Consider the following 20,984-nt stretch of genomic DNA (forward strand, 5'->3'; position numbering starts at 1 on the left):
CGCATCCTCGGGCCACTTGCGATTGACGTGCTCTATATCCCCGAGCCCGAGGAAATGTACCCCACAGATTTCTCCACGACGATTTCCGTGTCCGGTGTCAGCGCCGGACTGTGCGGCGGCGACCGGCCCGGTCACTTCGATGGCGTGGCGACCGTCGTGACCAAGCTGCTGCTACAGACCGACGCCGATTGTACGTTCTTCGGCGAAAAGGATTATCAGCAGCTGCAGGTGGTCCGTCGTGTCGTCGCTGACCTTGATTTGAAAACCGAAATTGTCGCCTGCCCAACGGTTCGCGAGGACGACGGCCTTGCCATGTCTTCGCGCAATCTGCGGCTTGGGAAGGAATCGCGTGAAGTGGCGCCTGTGATCGGACGTGTGCTAGAAAGCGCGGCCAATGTAATCGGTCAGGGCGGCAACGTCGCGCAGGCGCTTCAAACCTCACGTCAGGCGCTCCTCGTCGCTGGCTTTGACGACGTCGACTATTTTGAATTGCGCAGCGATCCCAATTTACAGCCGTTGATGTCGGCGGACCGTCCCGCGCGCCTGTTCGTTGCCGCCTGGCTGAACGGTGTGCGACTAATTGACAATACGCCGGTCAAAGCTGCATCTCACGCGCCAATCGAAGCCGGAAGAATACCTGAACCCGTCTGACGTCAGCCGAATGCGACTATCCAAATTAGGATAACGCTATAGAATTGAGAGGACCAGCACAGCGACGTTGATGCCTCAGTAGCTACGGCCAACACGCGTGGTGGGAGCCGAAGATTCGGCGCGCCCCGGGTCATTGTGACGGACAAGTTGCGGAGCTATTTCAAGTCTATCCGCGAGTTCGCTCCGCGCGCTGTTCATCGCGCGCACAAAGGTTTGAAGAATAGAATTGAGGGCTCGTACAGGCCGAAACGAAAACGCAAGAAAGGGATGGGCCGGTTCAAATCGCCTCGGCAGGCAAAGAGTTTTCTTACCTATCACGATCACGCAAACACGATCCTCCGCCCCCAATGCTATCGGTTTTCCGCAATCTCTTACCGCCACGCTAGAGTTGATGCTTTCAACCTCTGGAATACTGATGCAGCAAAAATGGCCGCTTGAAAATCCGAAGGGTCGCATTTCTCAAGAGCGCGACAACAAATCGGCAATGCGCCCCGCAAACATGCTGTCTTTTGAAGTGTGTCACGACAATCCATGAAGGTGGATGTAGCGCAGGAATGTCGATGCCAGATTGCTCTGGTTGTCGCCATGCCAGATCATTTCGACCACATGCTCGGCATTGGCGTCGTCCACTTCGATATAGATGACATCGGCCATGGAAGACCGCGACAGCGATTGTGGCACCAGCGAAATTCCCATGCCCTGCGCGATAAGGGCAATCACCGTAAACCAGTGCTGCACGTCAAAAAGAGCAGAAGGTTCCACGTCGGCTGCGCGCAGCAGGCCGACGATACGGTCGTGATAATGGGGGGCGAATTCGCGCGCGAAGACCAGCACCTTTTCACCGGCCATCTCTGATATCGCGATGCGGCTGCGACCGGCGAGTCGATGCTGGCGCGGCACACAGCACATCAAACGCTCGGTTTCGATGCGGTGGGATTTGATCTCTGGCGGCAGCGGTACGGCGTGAATGAAGCCGATGTCCACCTTGCGCTGCAACAGGCTGTCAACCTGGCGCTGCGTGTTCATTTCGTGCAGGGACAGTTCCGCAGCGGGATAGAGATCTTCAAAATTCCGGAGCGATCTGGGCAGGTTGCGAAACAGCATTGAGGGGACGAAAGACACCGAAATACGCCCCGCCGCGCCTTTGGCCTTTTGTTCCGCCAGAGCCCGCGCTGAATCAAGTTGCCCCAGAATTCGGGCGCAATGATCGGCGAATATCACCCCTGCCGGGGTCAGCCGCACGCCGCGTTTCCCGCGATCCAGAAGCGCAAAGCCCAAGTTGGCTTCGAGCTGTTTCATGCTGGTGCTGAGCGGTGGTTGCGAGATGTTCAGCAACGTCGCCGCGCGCCCGAAGTGCAGCTCTTTGCTGAGAACAAGAAATTGTTCGAGCTGTCGGAACGTGATGGCCATGGTGCTGGTCCATTTGCTTTTTGCTATCGCGAAATACGAAACTAATATTGGTATTGGAATTGTCTACAGGTCAAGGTCCGGCGGTAAATGCGCAGGCCGGAACGTGTCTGCTCGATGACGACCCGAGGAGACGACCAGATGCCGACCATTCACAAGAACATCCCCGACAGCGCCGGTTTGAACGCCTTTGCGGCCGATACTGCGCTGCAGGACCTGACCCGGCTGTATCTGGGTCAGGACGCGCGTTACCTTGCTGAACTGGACCGCATGGGCGCCTTGGTTGGCAGCGCGTTGGAAAAGCTGGCACTGACGGCGGACAAGAACCCGCCAACCCTGCAAATTCGCGCCCGCAATGGTGCCGATCTGGAGGCGGTGCACAAACACCCTGCCTATGTCGAACTGGAACGCTATGCGTTTGGGGAATTCGGCCTTGCCGCGATGTCGCATCGTGCAGGGGTGTTTGGGTCCGAAACCCCGCTGCCGCCGATGATGAAATACGCGCTGGTCTATTTGTTCGTGCAGGCTGAGTTTGGTCTGTGCTGTCCGTTGTCGATGACGGATTCTCTGACCCGTACATTGGTCAAATTCGGCTCGAAAGAGCTGATCGACACCTATTTTGACCAGTTGACCAGCCAGAACATGGACGAGGTTTTCCAAGGCTCGATGTTCATGACCGAACAGCTTGCCGGATCGGATGTGGGGGCCATCGAAACCACGGCGAAGCTGGTTGATGGCGAATGGAAGCTGTCCGGAGACAAGTGGTTCTGCTCGAATCCCGATGCCGCGCTTGGCATGGTGCTTGCCCGGCCCGAAGGTGCAGCCCCCGGCACGGGCGGGTTGTCATTGTTCCTGCTGCCGCGGATTTTGCCGAATGGGACCAGGAACGCCTACCGCATTTTGCGGCTGAAAGATAAAATGGGCACCAAGTCCATGGCCAGCGGCGAAATCGCCCTGGAAGGGGCCACGGCCTATCTGGTGGGTGATGCCGGGCAGGGCTTCAAGCAAATGACCGACATGATCAACATGTCGCGGCTGGCAAATGGCGTGCGATCGGCGGGGTTGATGCGGCGCGCGGTGTCCGAAGCCCTGTTCATCTCGCAGAACCGGACCGCCTTTGGGAAGCAGTTGATCGACCTGCCGCTGATGCGTCGGCAGCTGATGAAAATGCTGGTCACCGCCGAGCAAGGGCGTTCGATGGTCTTTCATACGGCACGCGTGTTGCAGGCCGCAGATGCGGGTGATGCCGAGATGGCCAGGGTCCTGCGTATCCTGACGCCGTTGATAAAGTTCCGCACCTGCCGTGACGCGCGCAAGGTCGCGGGCGACGGCATGGAGGTGCGCGGCGGCTGTGGCTATATCGAGGAATGGTCGGACGCGCGGGTCCTGCGCGATGCCCATCTTGGCTCGATCTGGGAGGGCACGAGTAACATCGTGGCCCTTGACGTGGCGCGCGCGGTGCGTCGTGCCGGGGCGTTGGATGCCTTGCGGGCCTATGTCGGCACGCTTTTGGATGACGCCCGTGAGGCGGGCACCGACGTTGCCAAGGTGGCGGCTTGTTTTGACCGCGCCGCCGATCTGCTGGATGGCGTTGCCAATGACCGTGCGCGCGAAGGCGATGTGCGCGCCGCTGCCAGCGCGGTTTACAATGCCACCTCAGCGGCGATCATGGTTTGGGAAGATGCAAAGCTTTCGGGTGATGCCGGGTATTCCGGCGACCGCAAGCGTTTGGCGGATGCGGTGATTGCCCACAAGCTGACCGCGCATGATCCTTTGGCCGCACCGGCCGCCGGATCATCCGAAGACGATGCCGCCATTGCGGCGCTGTTGAATCGCGCGCTGGTCAGCGATGTCACCACGCAAACGCAGATTGCAGCGCAATGACGGCGGTTCCGAACACAAGTGCGCTTGATGGCTTGAAGGTCGTCGATCTGTCGCGCGTGCTGGGCGGGCCGATCGCCGGGCAGATACTGGGCGACCATGGCGCGGATGTGATCAAAGTCGAGCCGCCCTCGGGCGATGAAACCCGCGAGTGGGGCCCGCCGTTCCAAGAGGAAACCGCATCCTATTTCATCGGCATCAACCGCAACAAGCGCGCGCTGGCGCTGGATTTGCGGCAGGAGGAAGGTCGCGATGTGCTGATGCGCCTGTTGGCGGATGCGGATGTCGTGCTTGAGAATTTCAAGACCGGCACGATGGAACGCTGGGGCATAGGCCCCGAGGTTCTGCGCGAACGGTTCCCGGCCCTGATCTATTGCAGGGTCAGCGGATTTGGGGCCGACGGACCAATGGGCGGTTTGCCCGGCTATGACGCGATCCTGCAGGCCATGGGCGGTCTGATGAGCGTGAACGGCACCGAGGAGAGCGGCCCGACACGGGTGGGACTGCCGCTGGTTGATATGGTCACGGGCATGAATGCGGTCCAGGGCATATTGCTGGCGCTGCATCATCGCTCCAGGACCGGAATGGGTCAGTTCATCGAGGCGGCACTGTTTGACAGCGCGTTGTCGCTGTTGCATCCGCATGCCGCAAATTATGCCCTGTCGGGAAAACTGCCAAAGCTTACCGGCAATGATCACCCCAATATCTCGCCCTATTCGGCCTATGCGACGGGCGGGCGGCCGATTTATCTTTCGGTTGGAAACGACCGCCAGTTCGCGCGGCTGTGTGAATTGATAGACGCCCCTGACATTGCGACCGATCCACGGTTTTCCTCCAATGGAAACCGTGTGAAAAACCGCGCGGCCTTGCGCGAGGTTCTCGAGGCGGTTCTGGCCAGTCACGACGCCAATACGCTGGCCACAAAGCTGATCGAAGGCGGTGTGCCGGCGGGGCCGGTTCTGGACGTGGGCGAAGCCTTGGCGCATCCGCACACCGCACACCGGCAGATGCGGGTCAGCATCGGGGATTACACCGGCTTGGGCGCGCCGGTCAAAGCGGCCGCCACGCCGGCCAGCTATCGGCGCAAGCCGCCGAAGTTCGCAGAGCACCGCGAGGAGATTCTGTCAGAGGCAGGGTTCTCTGCCGATGACATTTCGGCACTGACCCAGAAAGGGATCACACCCGACAAACGCAACATCTGAGGTCCAAAGGGACAGCAGACGGATCGAACGACATTCACAGGGAGGAACCTACATGTCTAACATTTTGCTCAAAACACTTGGTGCGACGGCGATTGCCATCGCGTCGGTCATGCCGGCCGCGGCGCAGGAAACAGAGCTTGCACGCTCAATGCTCTGGTCGACGTATGACGTCGGATCCAGCGGCTATACCGAAGCCTCTGCCGTGGCGGATGCTTTCGGCAAGAAGTTCGACACGCGGGTGCGGATCATGCCCTCCGGCACCTCCATCGGGCGCCTGCTGCCGCTCAAGACAGGCCGCGTGCAATACGGCTGGCTTGCCAACGAGGTCTATTTTGCGACCGAGGCGCTTTATGATTTCTCGGTGCAGGAATGGGGACCGCAGGATTTGCGTATCGTCGCCGGGCGGCCGTCGACCTTTGGCATGGCGATTGCGACCGACAGCGGTATCAAGACCATCGCGGACATTCGCGGCAAGCGCGTGCCACGGATCAAGGCAAACCCGTCGATCAACATCAAGGTCGAAGCAATGCTCGCCTTTGCGGGTCTGACATGGGATGACGTACAGGTTGTCGAGGTTCCATCCTATGGCGCGGCGCTTCAGGCGCTGGTCGATGGTCAGGCAGATGTTGCAGGCACCACACCAACCGCGGCCACTCTGTACGAGCTGGAAGGATCGTCGCGCGGATTGAGCTGGGCGCCCCTGCCGGAAGACAACGCAGAAGGCTGGGCTGCGGTGACAGATGTCGCAAGTTTCTTTGCCCCTGCAACCGTCACCACCGGCGCGGGTATCTCTGAAGACAATCCGGCACAGATTTTTGCCGTGCGCTACCCGATGATCACGGTTTACGCCGATGCCGATGAAAACGAGGTCTATAACTTTATCAAGGCGCTGGACGAAAGCTTTGATATCTACAAGGACGCAACATCTGCGATGCCGAACTGGGCCATCAGCGAGGCCGGCACAACACCGCAGGACGCGCCGTTCCATCCCGGAGCCATCCGATATCTGAAAGAGATCGGCGTGTGGACGGACAAGGACCAGGCGTGGAACGATGCGCGGCTTGCCCGGCTTGAAAACGTGATGGCCGCATGGGAGACCGCGACCGAAGAGGCGATGGACCAAAACATCTCTTCCAAGGACTGGCCGACGTTCTGGGAAGAGCACCGGGCTGCAATCGAAAAATAATGTTTGTCCCCGTCCTGAAACAATGGACGGGGACCATTTTCCTGACCGCTGACCCCGAGGTATCCAAATGCAAGCGTCCAACGAAGGCCCGATCGAGCGACTGAACACCCCCGCCCGCATATCTGTGGGCATCCTTGGGGCAGCAGGCCTTGTCGGCATTGTTCTGCAAACCTTCAATCTGTCGCTGTTCGGGGTCTTTCCGCTGTTGTCGAACAGGTACTATTACCTGTTGATCGGGATTTTCCTTGCGGCGGCGTTTTTGTTGCTGCCGCCGCGCACCGGAGCCATGCAGATGCGTGTCAATCTGGTGGATTGGGTGCTTGCTGCGCTTGCCCTGGCGTCGGGGATCTATTTTGCGATCAATGCCGAGCTGATCTTGACGCAAGGATGGGACGTGGTGGCGCCGACTACGGCTGCGGCCGTGTCGATTGTGATGGTGCTGCTGTCGCTTGAGGCGCTGCGCCGGTCTGGTGGCACGCTGCTTTTGGTGATTTGCGCATTCTTTGCCACCTATCCGCTTTTTGCAGAGCATATGCCCGGATTTCTCTGGGGGCCGTCTTTGTCGCTGACCGAAACAGCGGCGGCGCATGTGATGGGCGTGGAAAGCCTGATCGGAATTCCATTGCGCGTGGTGGCGGATACGCTTGTCGGGTTTATCATCTTTGGTGCTGTGTTGAACGCCGTTGGCGGCGCGCAGTTCTTTATGGACCTGTCCATGGCGCTGATGGGCCGCCGGCGTGGCGGGTCGGCCAAGGTCGCAATCATTTCAAGCGCGCTGTTCGGTTCGCTGTCCGGTTCGGTGATTTCCAACGTGCTGTCCACGGGCCGCATGACCATCAGTTCGATGAAGAGGGCCGGATACCCCGCGCAATACGCGGGCGCAGTCGAAGCCTGTGCCTCGACAGGGGGGACGTTGATGCCGCCGGTCATGGGGGCTGTTGCCTTTATCATGGCGTCATTTCTGGACATGCCCTACACGACGATCATCGTCGCCGCGATTGTGCCATCGCTGCTGTATTACATCGCGCTGTTGCTGCAGGTTGACCTGTTTGCCGCGCGCAAGGGCATTGTCTCCCCTGCAGATCAGGTACTCCCGATCTTGCGCGAGGTGGTGATGCAAGGCTGGCACCATCTGTTTTCGCTGGCGGCGCTGGTTGTGCTGTTGTTCGCGGTCAGCCCGTCACGCGCGGCATATTACGCCACCGCAGCCATGCTTTTGGTTGCACTGCTGCGCCATCGGCAGATCCCCAAACTTGCCGCGGCGCTTGGCCTGGTACAGGGGGTCACACGTGACATTGCCTATCTGATCGCCACGCTTTGCGGGATCGGGCTGGTTGTCGGATCGCTTGCCATCACCGGCGTGGGCGGTGCGTTTTCGCGCGAGCTGGTTCAATATGGCGGGCAGAGCACGCTGTTGTTGCTGGTGCTGGGCGCGATCACCAGTTTCGTTCTGGGCATGGGGATGACCGTTTCGGCCTGTTACATCTTTCTGGCCACGATCCTTGCGCCTGCGCTGGTCAAGCTGGGGCTGTCGCCCATCGGATCGCATTTGTTCGTGCTGTATTGGGGCATGCTGTCCTATATCACACCACCGGTTGCGCTGGCCTCGATCACTGCGGCGCAAATCTCGGGGGCCAACGGCATGGCGACGGGGTTTACGTCGATGCGACTGGGGACGCCCCTGTTCATCCTGCCCTTCGTCTTCGTGTACGAGCCTGCATTGCTGCTGCAGGGCGGGGATGTGGTTGCCATCGTCATGGCGATCAGCACCGCTATTGCCGCGCTGGTTGCCTTGTCCTGCGCGCTTGAAGGATATGTCTACGGGGTGGGCCGAATCTATCGTTTCGAGCGGCTTATCGTCGGCATTGGTGCGATTGGATTGATGGTTCCGGACCGGTATTTCGAGCTGGCCGGAGTCGCGGTTCTCTTGCTGGGTCTCGCCATAGCATGGCAACGCGGAAAATCCGTTCTCGCAAATCAGTGAGGTATTTAGGCGCGCTGAATCTGCCGAGACACGCCAGTTTTGATGATGGCGTTGGCGATTGCCCTCAACCCTCGTCCGAATGCCATTGTGAGGGGACTGTTGCGTTAATCGGATGAGTGCAGTGGCGAGCCCTTTAGTCTTTAGGCTCCAGACTTCGGTAACGGGGACGTCTCAGTCAAGCGCTTTTCGACATAGGCATCCGACCGCCTGGTTGCGGATTTGATCACAGTTTTTTCTGTGCCGTTCTTCTATCTCCGCTGCCTTCGTCTGAGATCACCCCGATGCGCCGGGCTAGCGCGACCATGGCGCGCTTGCCACCACGACGGCGGGCGACCTGCGCTGCCCATGTTCTCAGCCACGTCGAACGCCAGCGGTGCAACATCACGGTCGCAGCCCGACATAACGCGCGGCGCAGGTTGATATCACCTGCCTTTGTGATGCCGCCCGAAACGTCGCGTTCGCCCGATTGGTTGCGCGATGGCGTCAGACCGACCCACGGGCCAACATTCTTTGAAGCTGTGAACCGGGTGGGATCATCAATGGTTGATTTGTTGGTTAGCGTGACAACGGCCCCAACCCCGGGCATCGACATAAGTCGACGACAGACTGGTTTCTCCTGCGCCATTTGGCGAACAAGGCGTTCTAGTCCCGCCAATTCCTGTCGCAAGGATGCCCGCGCCCGAAGCATTGGCCCTGTCGCGGCCTCCAACATCGAGTTGCAGTCCGCCAGTTCGCGGATTCGGTGTTCATACCTGCCCCGAGAGATGGCACCAACTTTCAACCCGAAGTTCCGCAACAGCCCACGCATGGACATTTCCAAGGCAATCATCCCCTGCTGTATGGCCTTTCGGGCCCCGAGCACGGCACGGACCTCTTGCGCAGAGAAGGATTTACAATGAACCGGCCGGAACCAACCGAGGTGAAGTAGGCGCGCGATGCCTTCGACATCCCGCCGATCCGGAGCCTAATCGCTACAGACATGTTTCGGCTATTGGCCAGGAGCAAATCATGAACTTCATGACAAATTATCTTGCAACCATTTCCACAATTCTGACTTCAATTCGAGTCCGATCCCCGGAACGTCGGGAAGACAGACGCGCCCGTCTGAGACCTTCTGATCATCTGCAAATCCTCCGAGCGGCTGAAATACGCCGGGATAGCTTTCGTTGCCGCCCAGCCCCAGTCCCGCAGCGATATGCAGGGACATCTGGTGCCCTCCGTGCGGATGCAGACGTCTGCGAGACCAGCCCATCTGATCCATCAACGCGAGTGTCTTCATATAGTCCGAGAGTCCATAGGAAAGCCCAGCGTCGAACTGAACAATGTCTCGATCCGGTCGCATGCCTGCATATCGGAAAAGGTTGCGGGCATCCTGATGGGAAAAGAGATTCTCGCCAGTCGCGAGGGGCGCTTCGTAGCTTTCGGCCAGCACAGCTTGAAGGCGAAAATCTAGGGGATCGCCTGCTTCTTCGTACCACCGCAGACTGTACGGCGCGATGGCGCGGCCGAATGCCAAAGCCTCATCGAGGGTAAAGCGACCATTCGCATCAACCGCTAAGCGGCTGCCATCATGTCCAAGTAACGCGAGAGCGGCCTCAATGCGGGAGATGTCCTCCGATAAAGGAGCGGCGCCGACCTTGATTTTGACTTCGCGGTAGCCCCTATCCAGATACGACCGGATTTCATCCTCTAAACCAACCATTCCACCTGAACCATAGTAGCCACCCGCGGCATAGACCGCGATGTCGGTGTCTGCCGCGCCCGCGCGAAACCGATCAGCCAGAACACGGTAAAGCGGGCGTTCTTCGGCTTTCGCCACAAGATCCCACATTGCCATATCTAGCGCGCCCATGGCGACCGCCCTGCCTCCGTGCCCACCCGGTTTTTCATTACGCATCGCGACGGCGGCGCAGTGAATTGGATCTAAAATTCCAGCATCGTCCAACAGAGCATCGGGCGGCTCAGCCATCAATCGAGGTATGAGTCGGTCGGTCAGGACTCCCCCCTCCGCCCACCGCCCGATGGATCCGAACCCGTACCCTACCAGCGTCTTGCCGTTTCGCATCTGATCGGTCACGATGGCGACAGCGCTTGTCCTGAGCCCGGCGAAATCCACAACGGCGTTCTTGCCCGGGGAGCTGATAGGAAGATCTGCTTGGCGAATACTAACGATTTTCATTTTGGATGACCCATTAAGCCGCCTTTAGCCATAAGGACCGGGTCGATCAGCCGATCGTATTCATCTGCGCTTAACAAACCAACGGCCAAGCATGTTTCGCGCAGCGAAGTCTCGCTCGCTTCCGCTTTGCGGGTCAATCGTGCGACCGCATCATAGCCCAGTCTTGGCGTCAGTGCAGTTGCAACCATGAGCGACATCTCGACGTTGCGCGCCATGCGAGCACGGTTCGGTTTCAACCCAATCAGACAACCGGATCGGAAGGCATCCAGTCCATCCGCAAGTGCCGACACACTTTCCAACAATGCGTGGATCAGGACGGGCTTGGCGACGTTCAACTCGAACAGACCTGAGGCACCTGCCGCAACCACCGTCGTATGATTACCGAGCGCGCGGTGGCAGACTTGAAGAAGCGCTTCGGCGAGGGTCGCATTGCGCTTGCCCGGCATTATCGAAGACGACAGACCATCGTCGGGAAGCTCCAGCTCTCCCAGACCCGCGCGGGGGCCGGACGCCAGCAAGCGTATATCGTTCAAGATATGGATCAGCGAGACCGCCACCCCCTCGCAGGCCGCGGAGGCCGCAACAACCGCGTCGTGCGCAGCCATCCCCTCTCCCGCGACAGAAGACGGCGTGAAATCAGCGCCCGAACGACGAGACAGGACATTGCAGAACTCCTGCGCAAAACGATGCGGCGCATTCAGGCCGGAACCGGCCGCCGTTCCCCCCTGCGGGAGCCTGTGAAGGTCTGGCAAGGTGGCGCTGACCCGTAGCTTTGCCCGTGCGATCTGAAGACCGTAGGATGCGAAGTTTTGTCCCAGCGTGACCGGCACCGCATCATTCAGATGTGTGCGTCCCAGACGAACGAGATCGTGGTAGGACTGCGCCTTCTCCTCGAGCGTCTGTTGAAAACGCGACAGGGCGGGCAGCAGACGACCTGTTATCGCCTCGACCGCAGCGATCTGCATGACCGTCGGAAAACTGTCGTTGGATGATTGGCTACGATTGACATGGTCGTTCGGATGGACTGGCGTGCGGGTGCCAAGCCCCTGCCCTGCCATTTCGTTCGCGCGGTTGGCCAGAACCTCGTTAGCGTTCATGTTGGTCTGGGTCCCGCTGCCGGTTTGCCAGATCGGCAGCGGGAAATGATTGTCGAACCGGCCCTCGCGCATTTCTTCGGCCGCGCGGCCGATCAACGTCGCGATCTCGTCGGGGAGCATGCCGAGCGCAAGGTTGGCCTCCGCCGCTGCGCCCTTCTGAAGCGCGAAGGCGCGGATCACTCCGACCGGCATCTGCGGGCCCTCAATCGTAAAGACGGCAAGCGCACGCTGTGTCTGCGCGCCCCAGTAGCGGTCGGCGGGAATTGCCATGACACCCACCGAATCTGCCTCGTTTCTCATTCTTTCGGAGCAAATCATCGTCCCGCAAGCACCCGGTCGACCATTTCTGGCGCCTCGCCAAGATAGTTGCGGGGTTCTGTCAGCGACTTCAGCACCTCGCCCTCGAGATGGCTCGTTAGCACCACTTCATCCTTCAACGCGTCATACAACGAAATGCTGCCTTCTACCGCACGGCGACAACCGGCATAGACGATGTCGTGCGCTTCCTTGCGTCCCGTGTGGGGGGCCAAAGCCATCATCACCGCTTCGGCCACGATCAGCCCCCGGGAATGGTCAAGGTTACGCCCCATATTTTCGGGATAAACCCGCAGACCCTCGAGCATAAATTCAGCCTGGGCCAACATCCCTGAAATCGTGGCGAAGCCTTCCGGGACTGCAGAGAACTCCAGATGCCAAGGACCGGTGGCGCGTTCATGGTCATGGATCATAGCGTCAAGCATCGCCGACGCGTGGTTCCGCATCAGGCGGGCCCCCGCGAGGATCAATTCGCAGGAAATGGGATTGGCTTTCTGCGGCATTGTGGAGGATGCGCCACGATGACGGACGAAAGGCTCTGCCACCTCGCTTAGCTCAGTAGTCATCATGATCGCGACATCGCCCGCGATCTTGGCAAGACTGCCACCGATCAGCGCCAAAGTCTGGACGGTTTCTGCAATGCCGTCGCGGATCGAGTGCCAAGTGATCGATGGGACACCTAGACCGAGCTCGGCGGCAAGGGCGGATTGGGTTTCCAGCCCCCGCCCAGACAGTGATGCAAGGGTGCCCGATGCCCCTGAGAATTGGACATTGAGCACCCGCGGCGAAAGCTGTTCCAGCCGCTCTGCGTGGCGATCGAACCCAGACAGCCAAGTTGCGGCCTTATATCCGAAGGTCACAGGCAGGGCGTGCTGCATGTGGGTCCGGCCTGCCATCGGCGTGTCGCGATGAGTCCGTGCCAGCCCTGCAAGCGCGCTACGCACCCCCTCGACCCGCCGAGCGACAAGCTCCAAACCATCCCGGATCTGCAGAACCGTAGCCGTGTCCATGATATCCTGGGTTGTCGCCCCCCAGTGCAAATACTTACCAGCCTCTCCCGCCGTCGCTGAAAGCTGCTCGACAATGGGCAGTATCGGGTATCCGACGATTTCGGTTTCACGCGCCAGCCGGTCGTGATCGAGAGGCTGGAGGGAAGCGGCCGCAATTCCGTCGGCCGCCTCCGCGGGGATCAACCCTAGACCGGCCTGCGCCCGCGCCAATGCCACCTCTACCTCGGTACAGGCGGCCAGGTAGCGTTCCGAACAGAAGATCGCGCGCATTTCGTCGTCGCTGAAACTGCGGCCCCATATGGGAGAGTCGAGCGCTGTCACGGTTTTTGGCAAGTAGCTTGTCACGGGTGCAGATCCTTCGGTCATTTATGTCCTACTCCGCCGGTCTCACGGCATAAGGAACCTCGATGCCATTTTCCTCGAAATATCTGATCGCGCCCGGATGGTAGGGCATGACCGTGTTCATCGCGACGTTCTCAAGCAAGGTTTCCTTTGCCGAGCCATGTGTCGCTAGAAGCGCGTCGTGGTTCTCGAAGATCGCCTTGGTGATCTCGTATGCCAGGCTCTCAGGCATGTCCTTTGACGCGAAGGCGATGTTCCACATTCCGAACGTTTTCACTGGCTCATCAAGCGAAGAGTATGTGGCTGCAGGAATTTCCATGATTTGTGCATAGGGCACGCTTTCCTGGAGCTTTGCGATTTCATCGTCGTTCAGACCGAAGATCACGGAGGGCTGCAGCGCCTCGAGCTCCGAGAAGGCGGACATCGGCAAGCCTGCGGCGGTCGCCACCGCATCTAGGCGGCCATCGGCCAATTGTGACGTCTGGTCGCCGATCGGACCGTTCTGAACGTTGACATTCAATCCAAGCGCTTCGAACCAACGCTCCCAATATGTGCCGCCGGTGCCTCCCTTGGGGCCTGTGCCGATGGTCTTGCCGTCGAAGTCGGACACCTTGACGATCCCTGACCTCGCAAGCGCAGCGGCCTGAAAGGGGGTCACATACATCGGGAAAAGTGCGCGAACGCCATCGTATTTTGTGCCGAGATCCATGTCCATTTCGCCCTGAATCGCCTCAAAGGCCGGGCCCAGGGTCGTGAGACCGACGTCGACGCGCTGCTTGTTGACCAGCACGAGGTTCTGAAGCGGTCCCTGAGTCTGCTGCGTCGAGGCAGGAACACCCAGCGCGCTGGAGATCACGCTGGCCACGCCTTGGCCGTAGATCGCATAAGTGCCTCCGGGCGAAGCGGTGGCAACCACAATGTTGCCGGGCCAATTGCTGCGGTCCGCGTCCTGCGCAAAGGCGGTGGTTCCGGCCAGTACCGCGACTAGCGACAGGCCGATAAGATTTCTGCGTTTCATGGATAGTCCTCCCTTTGAAAATCAAACAGTCTTAGTTCCGCGCCCCGTCCCGCCCGTACGAGCGAGCCTGAGGGCGATGAGCGCCGCGCCGACGGCGACGCCCGCGAGGTCGGTGTAGATATCCCCGGCAATCAGAAGCAGGGCGGTCACACCAAATCCGATCCGCCAGAAGCCGCTAAGCGTTCCGGCGAACCAGCCGCCGCTGGCGGTGGCAAGCGCCCACACGCCAAGCAAGGCGGTGGCTGTCGTCCGAACGATTTCCCATACGGACCCGTTCATCAGCACCCCTTGGTTGTGGATGAAGAGAAAGGGAACGATGAATGCCGCCAGACCATACTTCACGGCCTTGAACGACGTTTTCCAGGGATCACCGCCCGCCAGCGCGGCGCCCGCAAAGGCCGAGAGCGCGATTGGTGGCGTGATCGTCGAGATGACTGCATAGTAGAAGATGAATAGGTGCACCGGCAGGACATCCAGCCCGATCCGTTGCAAGGATGGAGCAACCACCGATGCTGCGATGGCATAAGCAGCAGTTGTCGGCATGCCCATTCCTAGGATCAGCGCGATGACCATGGCAAACACCAGCGCCAGGAACTCGCTTTGCCCTGCGACCCCGAGAAGCATGGCCGAAAACCTTCCGCCAAGACCGGTCAGCCCGATCACACCAACGACAATCCCTGCGCAGGCGCAAACGGCTGCTAGTTGAAGACACTGACGCGCCCCGATGCTCAACGCTTCGAGGATATCCTGCACAGTGCCTCGGATCGCCGCAGACATTCCATCGGTCCGGGCAGCAAGGGCTGCAACGGCAAGCGTCGCTGAGCCAGTGCCCATCGCAATGATGCCATGTGTATTTGCGGAAAGATAAGGCACCGCCAAGACAGTCACCAGGACCGTCGCGACCGGCACAGCCAACAGCCGACTATCAAGACCCATCCGTTGCTGCAGCATGACGAGAACCGCGATGGCAATGCCCCATGAACCGGCAGAGATGATAGAGAATCCGGCAAATAGAAAGATGATCAACAAGGCGAGCGGAGCCAGCATAAAGCCGTCCTTGGCCATTGGCTTCAGATCGGGCAGTTCCGAGCTGGGGAGACCTTCAATACCTTCCTTGCGCGCTTCGAGATCGATCTGGATATAGACTGCGAAGTAATACAACACGCAGGGTATCAGTGCCGCAACGATGATCTCAGTGTAGGGGATGCCTGTGATTTCCGCCATGATGAACGCACCCGCTCCCATGATCGGTGGGGTCAGTTGCCCTCCTGTCGACGCCGCCGCTTCGATCCCACCTGCACTGGTGGGCTTGTAGCCGACACGCTTCATCACCGGGATGGTAAAGGTACCCGACGCGACCACGTTCGCCACACCGCTGCCCGAGATCATCCCGAACAGAATGGAGCCGAACAGCGATACCTTCGCGGGTCCCCCGCGCATCCGCCCGAAACAGGCGAAGGCCAGGTTCATAAAAAAATCGCCGACTTTCGAAACTTGGAGAAATGCCGCAAACAACACAAAGAGCACGATGTACTTCGCCGCCGCGGCAGTGGCGATCCCAAACACGCCCTCCATCGAATAGACGAAGGTCGAGAACTCATCGACCCCAAAGCCCCTGTGATAAAGCACGCCCGGCAACCAAGGCCCAACGAAGCCGTAGACGATAAAGATACTCGCAAGGACCGGCAGGGCTACCCCTGCCGTGCGCCGGGTGAATTCGATAACGACGATGATCCCGGCCAAGGCAGCCACGACGTCCCCTGCCGTCGGCAGGACACCCGTGCGGATGATCAACTCATCCAGATTCCACAAGATATAAAGCGAAGCGAAGATTGCCAGACCTGAGAGCAGGAAGTCAAACGCGGGGACTTTGTCACCCGCTTTTCCGAAGGGGGCATAGAGCGCGAAGGCTATAACCGCGGCGATATTGACATGCAGGACACGAAACACCCAAGCGTCAAGCTGGAAGAAATTGAGCACCAACAGGTGAAAGACAGAGTACAGAACACAGAGGGCGGCGACCATCGCTGTCTGCCATCCGCTCAGGTTCCGGATTTTGGACCCAAAGTCGAAAGTTTCGGCGTCCCGTGTCGCGTCTTCATTATACGCTTCGTTCTGCCCCGGTTTTATCTCGGTCATGCATTCCCCCCGCAGCAGCGTTCGAGCTTATATGTTCGGACATACTACTTTGTTCGTACATACTATGATATCTGGAATTCTGTCAAGTCGGGCTGTATGGAACAAGAATGTCTCGTCAACCAATCTATGCCGTCCTTGCCGATGAACTGGTGCGCGACATCAGAACGGGTCTCTACCCGCTCGGATCCTTGTTGCCGACAGAAATTGAAATGGCGGAAGACCGGGGGCTTTCCCGCTCCACCGTCCGTGCAGCACTCGGACGGTTGGTGCAGCTCGGATTAGTGACGCGCCAGAAAGGCGTCGGAACGCGAGTAACGTCGATCGAGCCGGGCAGCTACAATCCCTCGACAACCTCGATTGAAGAACTTGCACATTTCGGCGCCGCGACACACAGGACGTTGCTTGGCATCGAAGAAGTCACGCTTGATATGACCCTTGCGAAACGGCTCGGCGTCCCGGCGGGCAGCCGCTGGTTTCGCGTCCGCACGCTACGTTCGGACATCAAGACCGCAGCTCTGCCGATTTGTTTTACTGAGAATTATATCGATATCGAGCTGCCGGGTGTGATCCACGATATCGGCGACTACTCGGAGCTCATCGCGACCCGCATCGCCAGCAGATACGGCAGTGTGGTCGATGAAGTCCGCCAGGTGATCCGGCCACGGATTCTCGATGAGGAACTTTGCAGCCTCCTGCGGACTGCTCCAAACGAACTCGCACTTGAAATACGGCGACAATATTGCTCGGCTGGGCGGCTGATTTATGTCAGCCTAAGCCAACATCCCGCAGACCGGTTCGAATATCACATGTCCCTCAATCGCTAGGCTGGGCTCTTTTTTCGGGTTTGTGTCTCTCAAGCCACGCGTAGGGTTAATGAGGGAGCCCGTTGAGCTATCCTAGTCCTACGTTTGAAAGGAGCCTTGCTCAAGGGTGAGGTTACCTTGGCCATGATGCTGCTGCGGCAGAGTGAATAAATTCAACCGCACCGCCCACCGACAGAACCTCACGACGGCCGGTACAGGAACCGCCCCCCGGCGGCAATGATGTGCCATTAGCCAAGCCTACCCCCCATACACTGCAACGTTGCAGCGCCGCACGTTGTAATCTGTATCATCGCACGGGTATCGGCATCCGCAGCACTGTCTCAAGGCTCCTATTACGCATTTGGCCTGCTGGCGGTGACAACCTATGATGGCGTCGGTATTTCTGAAGAAGATCGGAACCGAGATCGTGTCACCGTCGAGGCTCCGCAAGGCACATTGTCCCTGTCCAAGACAGTTCGCAATGTGACGCAAAGTACACCCGAGGGTGTCAGCAACGGCGCGGGCGCTGGAGATGTGCTCGAGTATAGGATCTACTTCGAGAATACTGGGACGCTGCCGGCATCCGACATCCAGATATTCGACAGAACGCCGCCCTACACGGTCTTGGCCGGTCCGGTGCCGAGCCCCGTGACGATTTCAGGTGGAGTCACCTGATCTATTCTATCGCCGACCGCAAATAGCCCCGGCTATTCGGGTGACCTTCGTTGGGAATGCTCCGGCTTGTATCCCGCGGGGGCACAAGGTGCCGTGAGCTTCCAAGTGAGAGTCTCTCCCTAAAAGGAGGAGGTACGCCGCGTTCACAAGCTCTGCCTCTTGGCCTTTAGCATTCCTGATGGGAGCTAGATCTGCGGACATTCGGTCTCCAACAGTCTTGCGCGGTCCGGTGCAGACAGATGCCAGGTCTTTCCCGAGATGTATGCGTCGAGAATGTCTTGTTCCGGCAAGCCCATGAAACGATAAACAGAACGACCGAGTTTGCACTAGGCCCGGCATCGGAGATCGGCGAGATGTGAGGCTACGAGCGAAAAGTAACTTTTTCTCAGTGTCTTAGAGCTAGAAAAGATCGACAACATTCTACCCGAAACTGACCTACGATACTTCCGCCGCAACCCCAGCATCCTCCAACTGCTCCCGATCGGGAAGATCGTGCAGACTCTCCAATCCGAAGGCGACGAGGAACTGCTCGGTGGTCACGAAGATGTAAGGCGCCCCGCGCCGGGGCGACCTCGGCCCGGTCCCGATCAGGTCGCGGCTGATCTCTTGGCCGAGGATATCCTTCAGCCTATCGCGGGTGACCGGCTGGTGAAAGGTGATGGCGGCCAGCACCGCGATGTCGAATTCGCTCAGGTCCAGCAATTGATCCCCGACATCCGCCGCTGCGCGGATCGCGGGCGCGTAGGCGGCCCGCGTCTGGAACATCCAGCCGCCGGCGACTTGAGCGATCTCGAAGGCGCGCCCTTCCAGATCGGCGGCAAGGTCCTCGACCAGCTGATCGACCGACACCTCCTGCCCCACTACCCGGGCGAAATCTTCGCGCGGCACAGGGCAGGCAGAGGCGAAGAGCACCGCCTCGATCCGGCGCATCCATTCCCGCCAGCGCAACTCTGGCGGCAGGTCGGGCAGCTCGCAATCCAAATCAGGGTCAGAGCGATCCTTCGCCATCGCTACAGCCCGTAGAGCCGGAAGGTGTCGCGCCCGGTCAGCTCGCGCACAGCGCCGAGTTCGACCAGCCGGCCGCAGAGCCGCCGCGCGGTGCGATCCGGCAAAGGCAAGGCCGAAGGCGCCACGGCATCGCGGGTCAGGAACATCTCGACCGCGTCGCCCGCCTCCTTGGCCCGCAGCCAGCTGCAGCACAAGATGTTCCCAACCAAGCGCCTGAGCCAAGGCCGCGTCCGCAAGGATTAACGCAGCCACATCGGCGCGCGGCCCCTCGCGCAATAACGCCTCCAACACCATCGCGGCCCGGGTCACCGGCAACCCTTTCCCCGCATCAAGCCACCCGGCAATCGAGCCCGGTTCGAGGGTCGGCAAGGGTCGGCCTAGAGCTTTGATCGACACCGGTCGCTCCACCGCGCGCCGCCAGGCGAGGCAGATCGCGCCCGTCGGTCCGGGCAAATCTCCGGGTGTCGCGTTGCCCTTTAATCTGAGACGCGACGCGTTTGGCGACAATTTTTGCCCTTAATTGTGAGATACGGCTGTCATGGGGCCCCTGTTTCTCGCGCACCTTTGCGCGATGTGATCAACCGCGGCAAGCAATCGAGGCTCCTTCTCGAAGGCGCGCAAGAGAGCAACCCTTGCATAGTCGTCGATGCTTTTGCTGACGATGGCTGCCTTAGCCAAGGGATGAGATCGAGCGGCGGCGATTGCGGCGAGGCAGAACAGCCTAACTTCCGATCTGGGGTTCTGGACAGCGAACGACGGATCCCCGCGGAAGGTTTTGAGTGACATGGCAAAGGTGACCGCGCGCATTGCGCGCCGAAGTTGCTTGGGGCCGCGCGAGCGCGCGGCGCACTCAAGCATCTCTGCCCCGCGGCGCGCTCGGTATATCAGTTTTCCAGATATTTGTTCCTCACGGAGTTTGCCAAGGGTCTGCACAAGTCTCGTCCCGCAAACTTGGCAGTCAAATGCCCAGGCCCGCCTCCAATGCCTGAGCGAAAGACCCTCTCTGGCGCATTGCATGCAATGCTGGAATGGCATCTGAGCCGTCAGCGAGGCTTCTCGTGGCGTCATTGCCGGAAAGGTCAAAGATCGAACAACATCTGGGTTAACCCGTGCGGCGTTGGCAATCTTCGCCGCCGCAGCCGCGTCGACGTTGAAGTCCAAGGCGGTGCCATGCGCGGTATCGATTCTGAGATGAGCCAGTAGTTCCGCATCATCACAGTAGTTGGCCGCCGCCAGCCGAGACAACCAACCTGACAACAACTCGTCTGGCAGCGGCGCGACAGTCTTGGGCAGCGGGTGCGGCTTCACACCCGGGACTTCTGGAGCCGCCGATGGGGGTTCGCATGGCGCGACCAAACCGGCGTCCATTTTGCGATTGCGTCATCGGTGATGCATTCCTCGCCTGTGATAATGGCGTCGATGGAAAGATCCTTGACCAGAGCGAAGATGCGCGAGGTCACCCCACCGGTCAGTGCCAAGACCTGCTTGAGAGATTTGACCTTCAGGTTGGACTTCTTTTCCAGTGGCATGGCAGCAATAAGGGTCTGGATCATGTCCGAGAACTCGGCATCGTCGCGCCAGTTTGGCAGATGATGTTCGTCCAGCCGTCGGGCAAGCTGGATATCACCGCGAATAGCATCGACGGCCTCGCTGACCCCAAGGCAGACCAGTGACACCTCGAGTTCATTGCTGAGATACCGCAGGACATTGAGAAATCGGCGCTGTTCGCGGTGGGTCCCGGCCAAGAGATTGTGGACCTCGTCGATCATGATCATCCGCAGGCCAAGGTCGCGTAAGAGCGCGATGACACGGACTTCGAGGGAAGCCACATTTTGAGCGCGGGCGCTAAGAGCCGTCGCCGGGGCGCCGACGGCGGCCAGGATGTGCAGGTAAAACCGCCGTTCATCAGGTGCGGGCGGCGCTTGCAACAGCAGAAGCGGTGTGCGGGTGATGCCCGACGCCGGATCGTATTCTGGTGCGTACTTGCGCGACAGGTTTCGGGCAATCATCGTCTTTCCGATCCCGGAGGCGCCATGCACAAGAAGCCCAGGCATACGGGTTTGTCGTGGCGCTTCGATCATGCCCTG

At 59.6% G+C, this 20,984-nt stretch carries 16 protein-coding genes and 3 pseudogenes; 8 read left to right on the forward strand and 11 right to left on the reverse strand.

What is annotated here, in order from left to right:
- Together A3728_RS07660 and A3728_RS22250 are read left to right on the forward strand one after the other, a co-directional pair.
- Positions 1 to 651: 4-phosphopantoate--beta-alanine ligase (locus tag A3728_RS07660; protein WP_067921759.1), on the forward strand; the 651-nt coding region annotated here is incomplete at its 5' end.
- Between the two features lie 111 nt (positions 652 to 762).
- Positions 763 to 1,089 (forward strand): annotated as a pseudogene (locus A3728_RS22250) (DDE-type integrase/transposase/recombinase); the annotation flags it as partial.
- Between the two features lie 81 nt (positions 1,090 to 1,170).
- Here A3728_RS22250 and A3728_RS07665 read toward each other — a convergent pair.
- Complete coding sequence (locus A3728_RS07665; protein WP_067267138.1) at positions 1,171 to 2,061, reverse strand: LysR family transcriptional regulator; 891 nt, start codon at positions 2,059 to 2,061, stop codon at positions 1,171 to 1,173.
- Between the two features lie 138 nt (positions 2,062 to 2,199).
- Here A3728_RS07665 and A3728_RS07670 point away from each other — a divergent pair, with 138 nt between their 5' ends.
- The 4 genes from A3728_RS07670 to A3728_RS07685 all read left to right on the forward strand — a co-directional run bounded on the left by A3728_RS07670 (position 2,200) and on the right by A3728_RS07685 (position 8,311).
- The gene (locus A3728_RS07670; protein WP_067267136.1) at positions 2,200 to 3,942 is read left to right on the forward strand and encodes an acyl-CoA dehydrogenase family protein; all 1,743 of its coding nucleotides are present in this window, start codon (positions 2,200 to 2,202) and stop codon (positions 3,940 to 3,942) included.
- The gene (locus tag A3728_RS07675) at positions 3,939 to 5,141 is read left to right on the forward strand and encodes a CaiB/BaiF CoA transferase family protein (RefSeq protein WP_067267135.1); all 1,203 of its coding nucleotides are present in this window, start codon (positions 3,939 to 3,941) and stop codon (positions 5,139 to 5,141) included. Before A3728_RS07670 ends, A3728_RS07675 begins: the two co-directional genes overlap by 4 nt.
- A gap of 52 nt (positions 5,142 to 5,193) precedes the next feature.
- Positions 5,194 to 6,327 (forward strand): TAXI family TRAP transporter solute-binding subunit, encoded by a 1,134-nt coding sequence (locus tag A3728_RS07680; protein ID WP_028955082.1) that lies wholly within the window; start codon positions 5,194 to 5,196, stop codon positions 6,325 to 6,327.
- 67 nt (positions 6,328 to 6,394) lie between these two features.
- Entirely contained in the window at positions 6,395 to 8,311 is a 1,917-nt protein-coding gene (locus A3728_RS07685; RefSeq protein WP_067267132.1) for a TRAP transporter permease, read from the forward strand.
- A gap of 223 nt (positions 8,312 to 8,534) precedes the next feature.
- Here the strand turns inward: A3728_RS07685 and A3728_RS07690 are convergent.
- The 6 genes and pseudogenes from A3728_RS07690 to A3728_RS07715 all read right to left on the reverse strand — a co-directional run.
- Positions 8,535 to 9,269: pseudogene (locus tag A3728_RS07690) on the reverse strand (IS110 family transposase); the annotation flags it as partial.
- Positions 9,270 to 9,326: 57 nt separating this feature from the next.
- Complete coding sequence (locus tag A3728_RS07695) at positions 9,327 to 10,490, reverse strand: enolase C-terminal domain-like protein (protein ID WP_067267130.1); 1,164 nt, start codon at positions 10,488 to 10,490, stop codon at positions 9,327 to 9,329.
- On the reverse strand, positions 10,487 to 11,857 hold the full coding sequence (locus tag A3728_RS07700; protein ID WP_231886404.1) for a class II fumarate hydratase: 1,371 nt from the start codon (positions 11,855 to 11,857) through the stop codon (positions 10,487 to 10,489). Before A3728_RS07700 ends, A3728_RS07695 begins: the two co-directional genes overlap by 4 nt.
- A gap of 44 nt (positions 11,858 to 11,901) precedes the next feature.
- Complete coding sequence (locus tag A3728_RS07705) at positions 11,902 to 13,182, reverse strand: class-II fumarase/aspartase family protein (RefSeq protein WP_236628194.1); 1,281 nt, start codon at positions 13,180 to 13,182, stop codon at positions 11,902 to 11,904.
- Positions 13,183 to 13,285: 103 nt separating this feature from the next.
- A complete protein-coding gene (locus A3728_RS07710; protein ID WP_067267124.1) occupies positions 13,286 to 14,272 on the reverse strand; it encodes a TAXI family TRAP transporter solute-binding subunit in 987 nt (328 codons plus the stop codon).
- Between the two features lie 21 nt (positions 14,273 to 14,293).
- Entirely contained in the window at positions 14,294 to 16,411 is a 2,118-nt protein-coding gene (locus A3728_RS07715; RefSeq protein ID WP_067267122.1) for a TRAP transporter permease, read from the reverse strand.
- A 107-nt stretch (positions 16,412 to 16,518) separates the two neighbouring features.
- On the opposite strand from A3728_RS07715, the gene A3728_RS07720 reads away from it, so the two are divergent.
- Positions 16,519 to 17,235: a GntR family transcriptional regulator gene (locus A3728_RS07720; RefSeq protein WP_067267120.1), complete on the forward strand. Its 717-nt coding sequence runs from the start codon at positions 16,519 to 16,521 to the stop codon at positions 17,233 to 17,235.
- 462 nt (positions 17,236 to 17,697) lie between these two features.
- The gene (locus A3728_RS23970; RefSeq protein ID WP_437171939.1) at positions 17,698 to 17,889 is read left to right on the forward strand and encodes a hypothetical protein; all 192 of its coding nucleotides are present in this window, start codon (positions 17,698 to 17,700) and stop codon (positions 17,887 to 17,889) included.
- Positions 17,890 to 18,324: 435 nt separating this feature from the next.
- Here A3728_RS23970 and scpB read toward each other — a convergent pair whose 3' ends face one another.
- From scpB to A3728_RS07740, 4 genes and pseudogenes are all read right to left on the reverse strand, one after another.
- Complete coding sequence (gene scpB, locus A3728_RS07725) at positions 18,325 to 18,897, reverse strand: SMC-Scp complex subunit ScpB (RefSeq protein ID WP_067267117.1); 573 nt, start codon at positions 18,895 to 18,897, stop codon at positions 18,325 to 18,327.
- A 2-nt stretch (positions 18,898 to 18,899) separates the two neighbouring features.
- Positions 18,900 to 19,359: pseudogene (locus A3728_RS22260) on the reverse strand (DUF1403 family protein); the annotation flags it as partial.
- Positions 19,360 to 19,413: 54 nt separating this feature from the next.
- Positions 19,414 to 20,205, reverse strand: a complete 792-nt coding sequence (locus A3728_RS07735) for a TniQ family protein (protein ID WP_038147409.1) — start codon at positions 20,203 to 20,205, stop codon at positions 19,414 to 19,416.
- A partial coding sequence (locus tag A3728_RS07740) for a TniB family NTP-binding protein (protein ID WP_236630436.1) occupies positions 20,202 to 20,984 on the reverse strand: 783 nt, incomplete at its 5' end. The genes A3728_RS07740 and A3728_RS07735, both read right to left, overlap by 4 nt.

Source organism: Sulfitobacter sp. HI0040 (genome assembly GCF_001634885.1).
Lineage (GTDB): Bacteria > Pseudomonadota > Alphaproteobacteria > Rhodobacterales > Rhodobacteraceae > Sulfitobacter.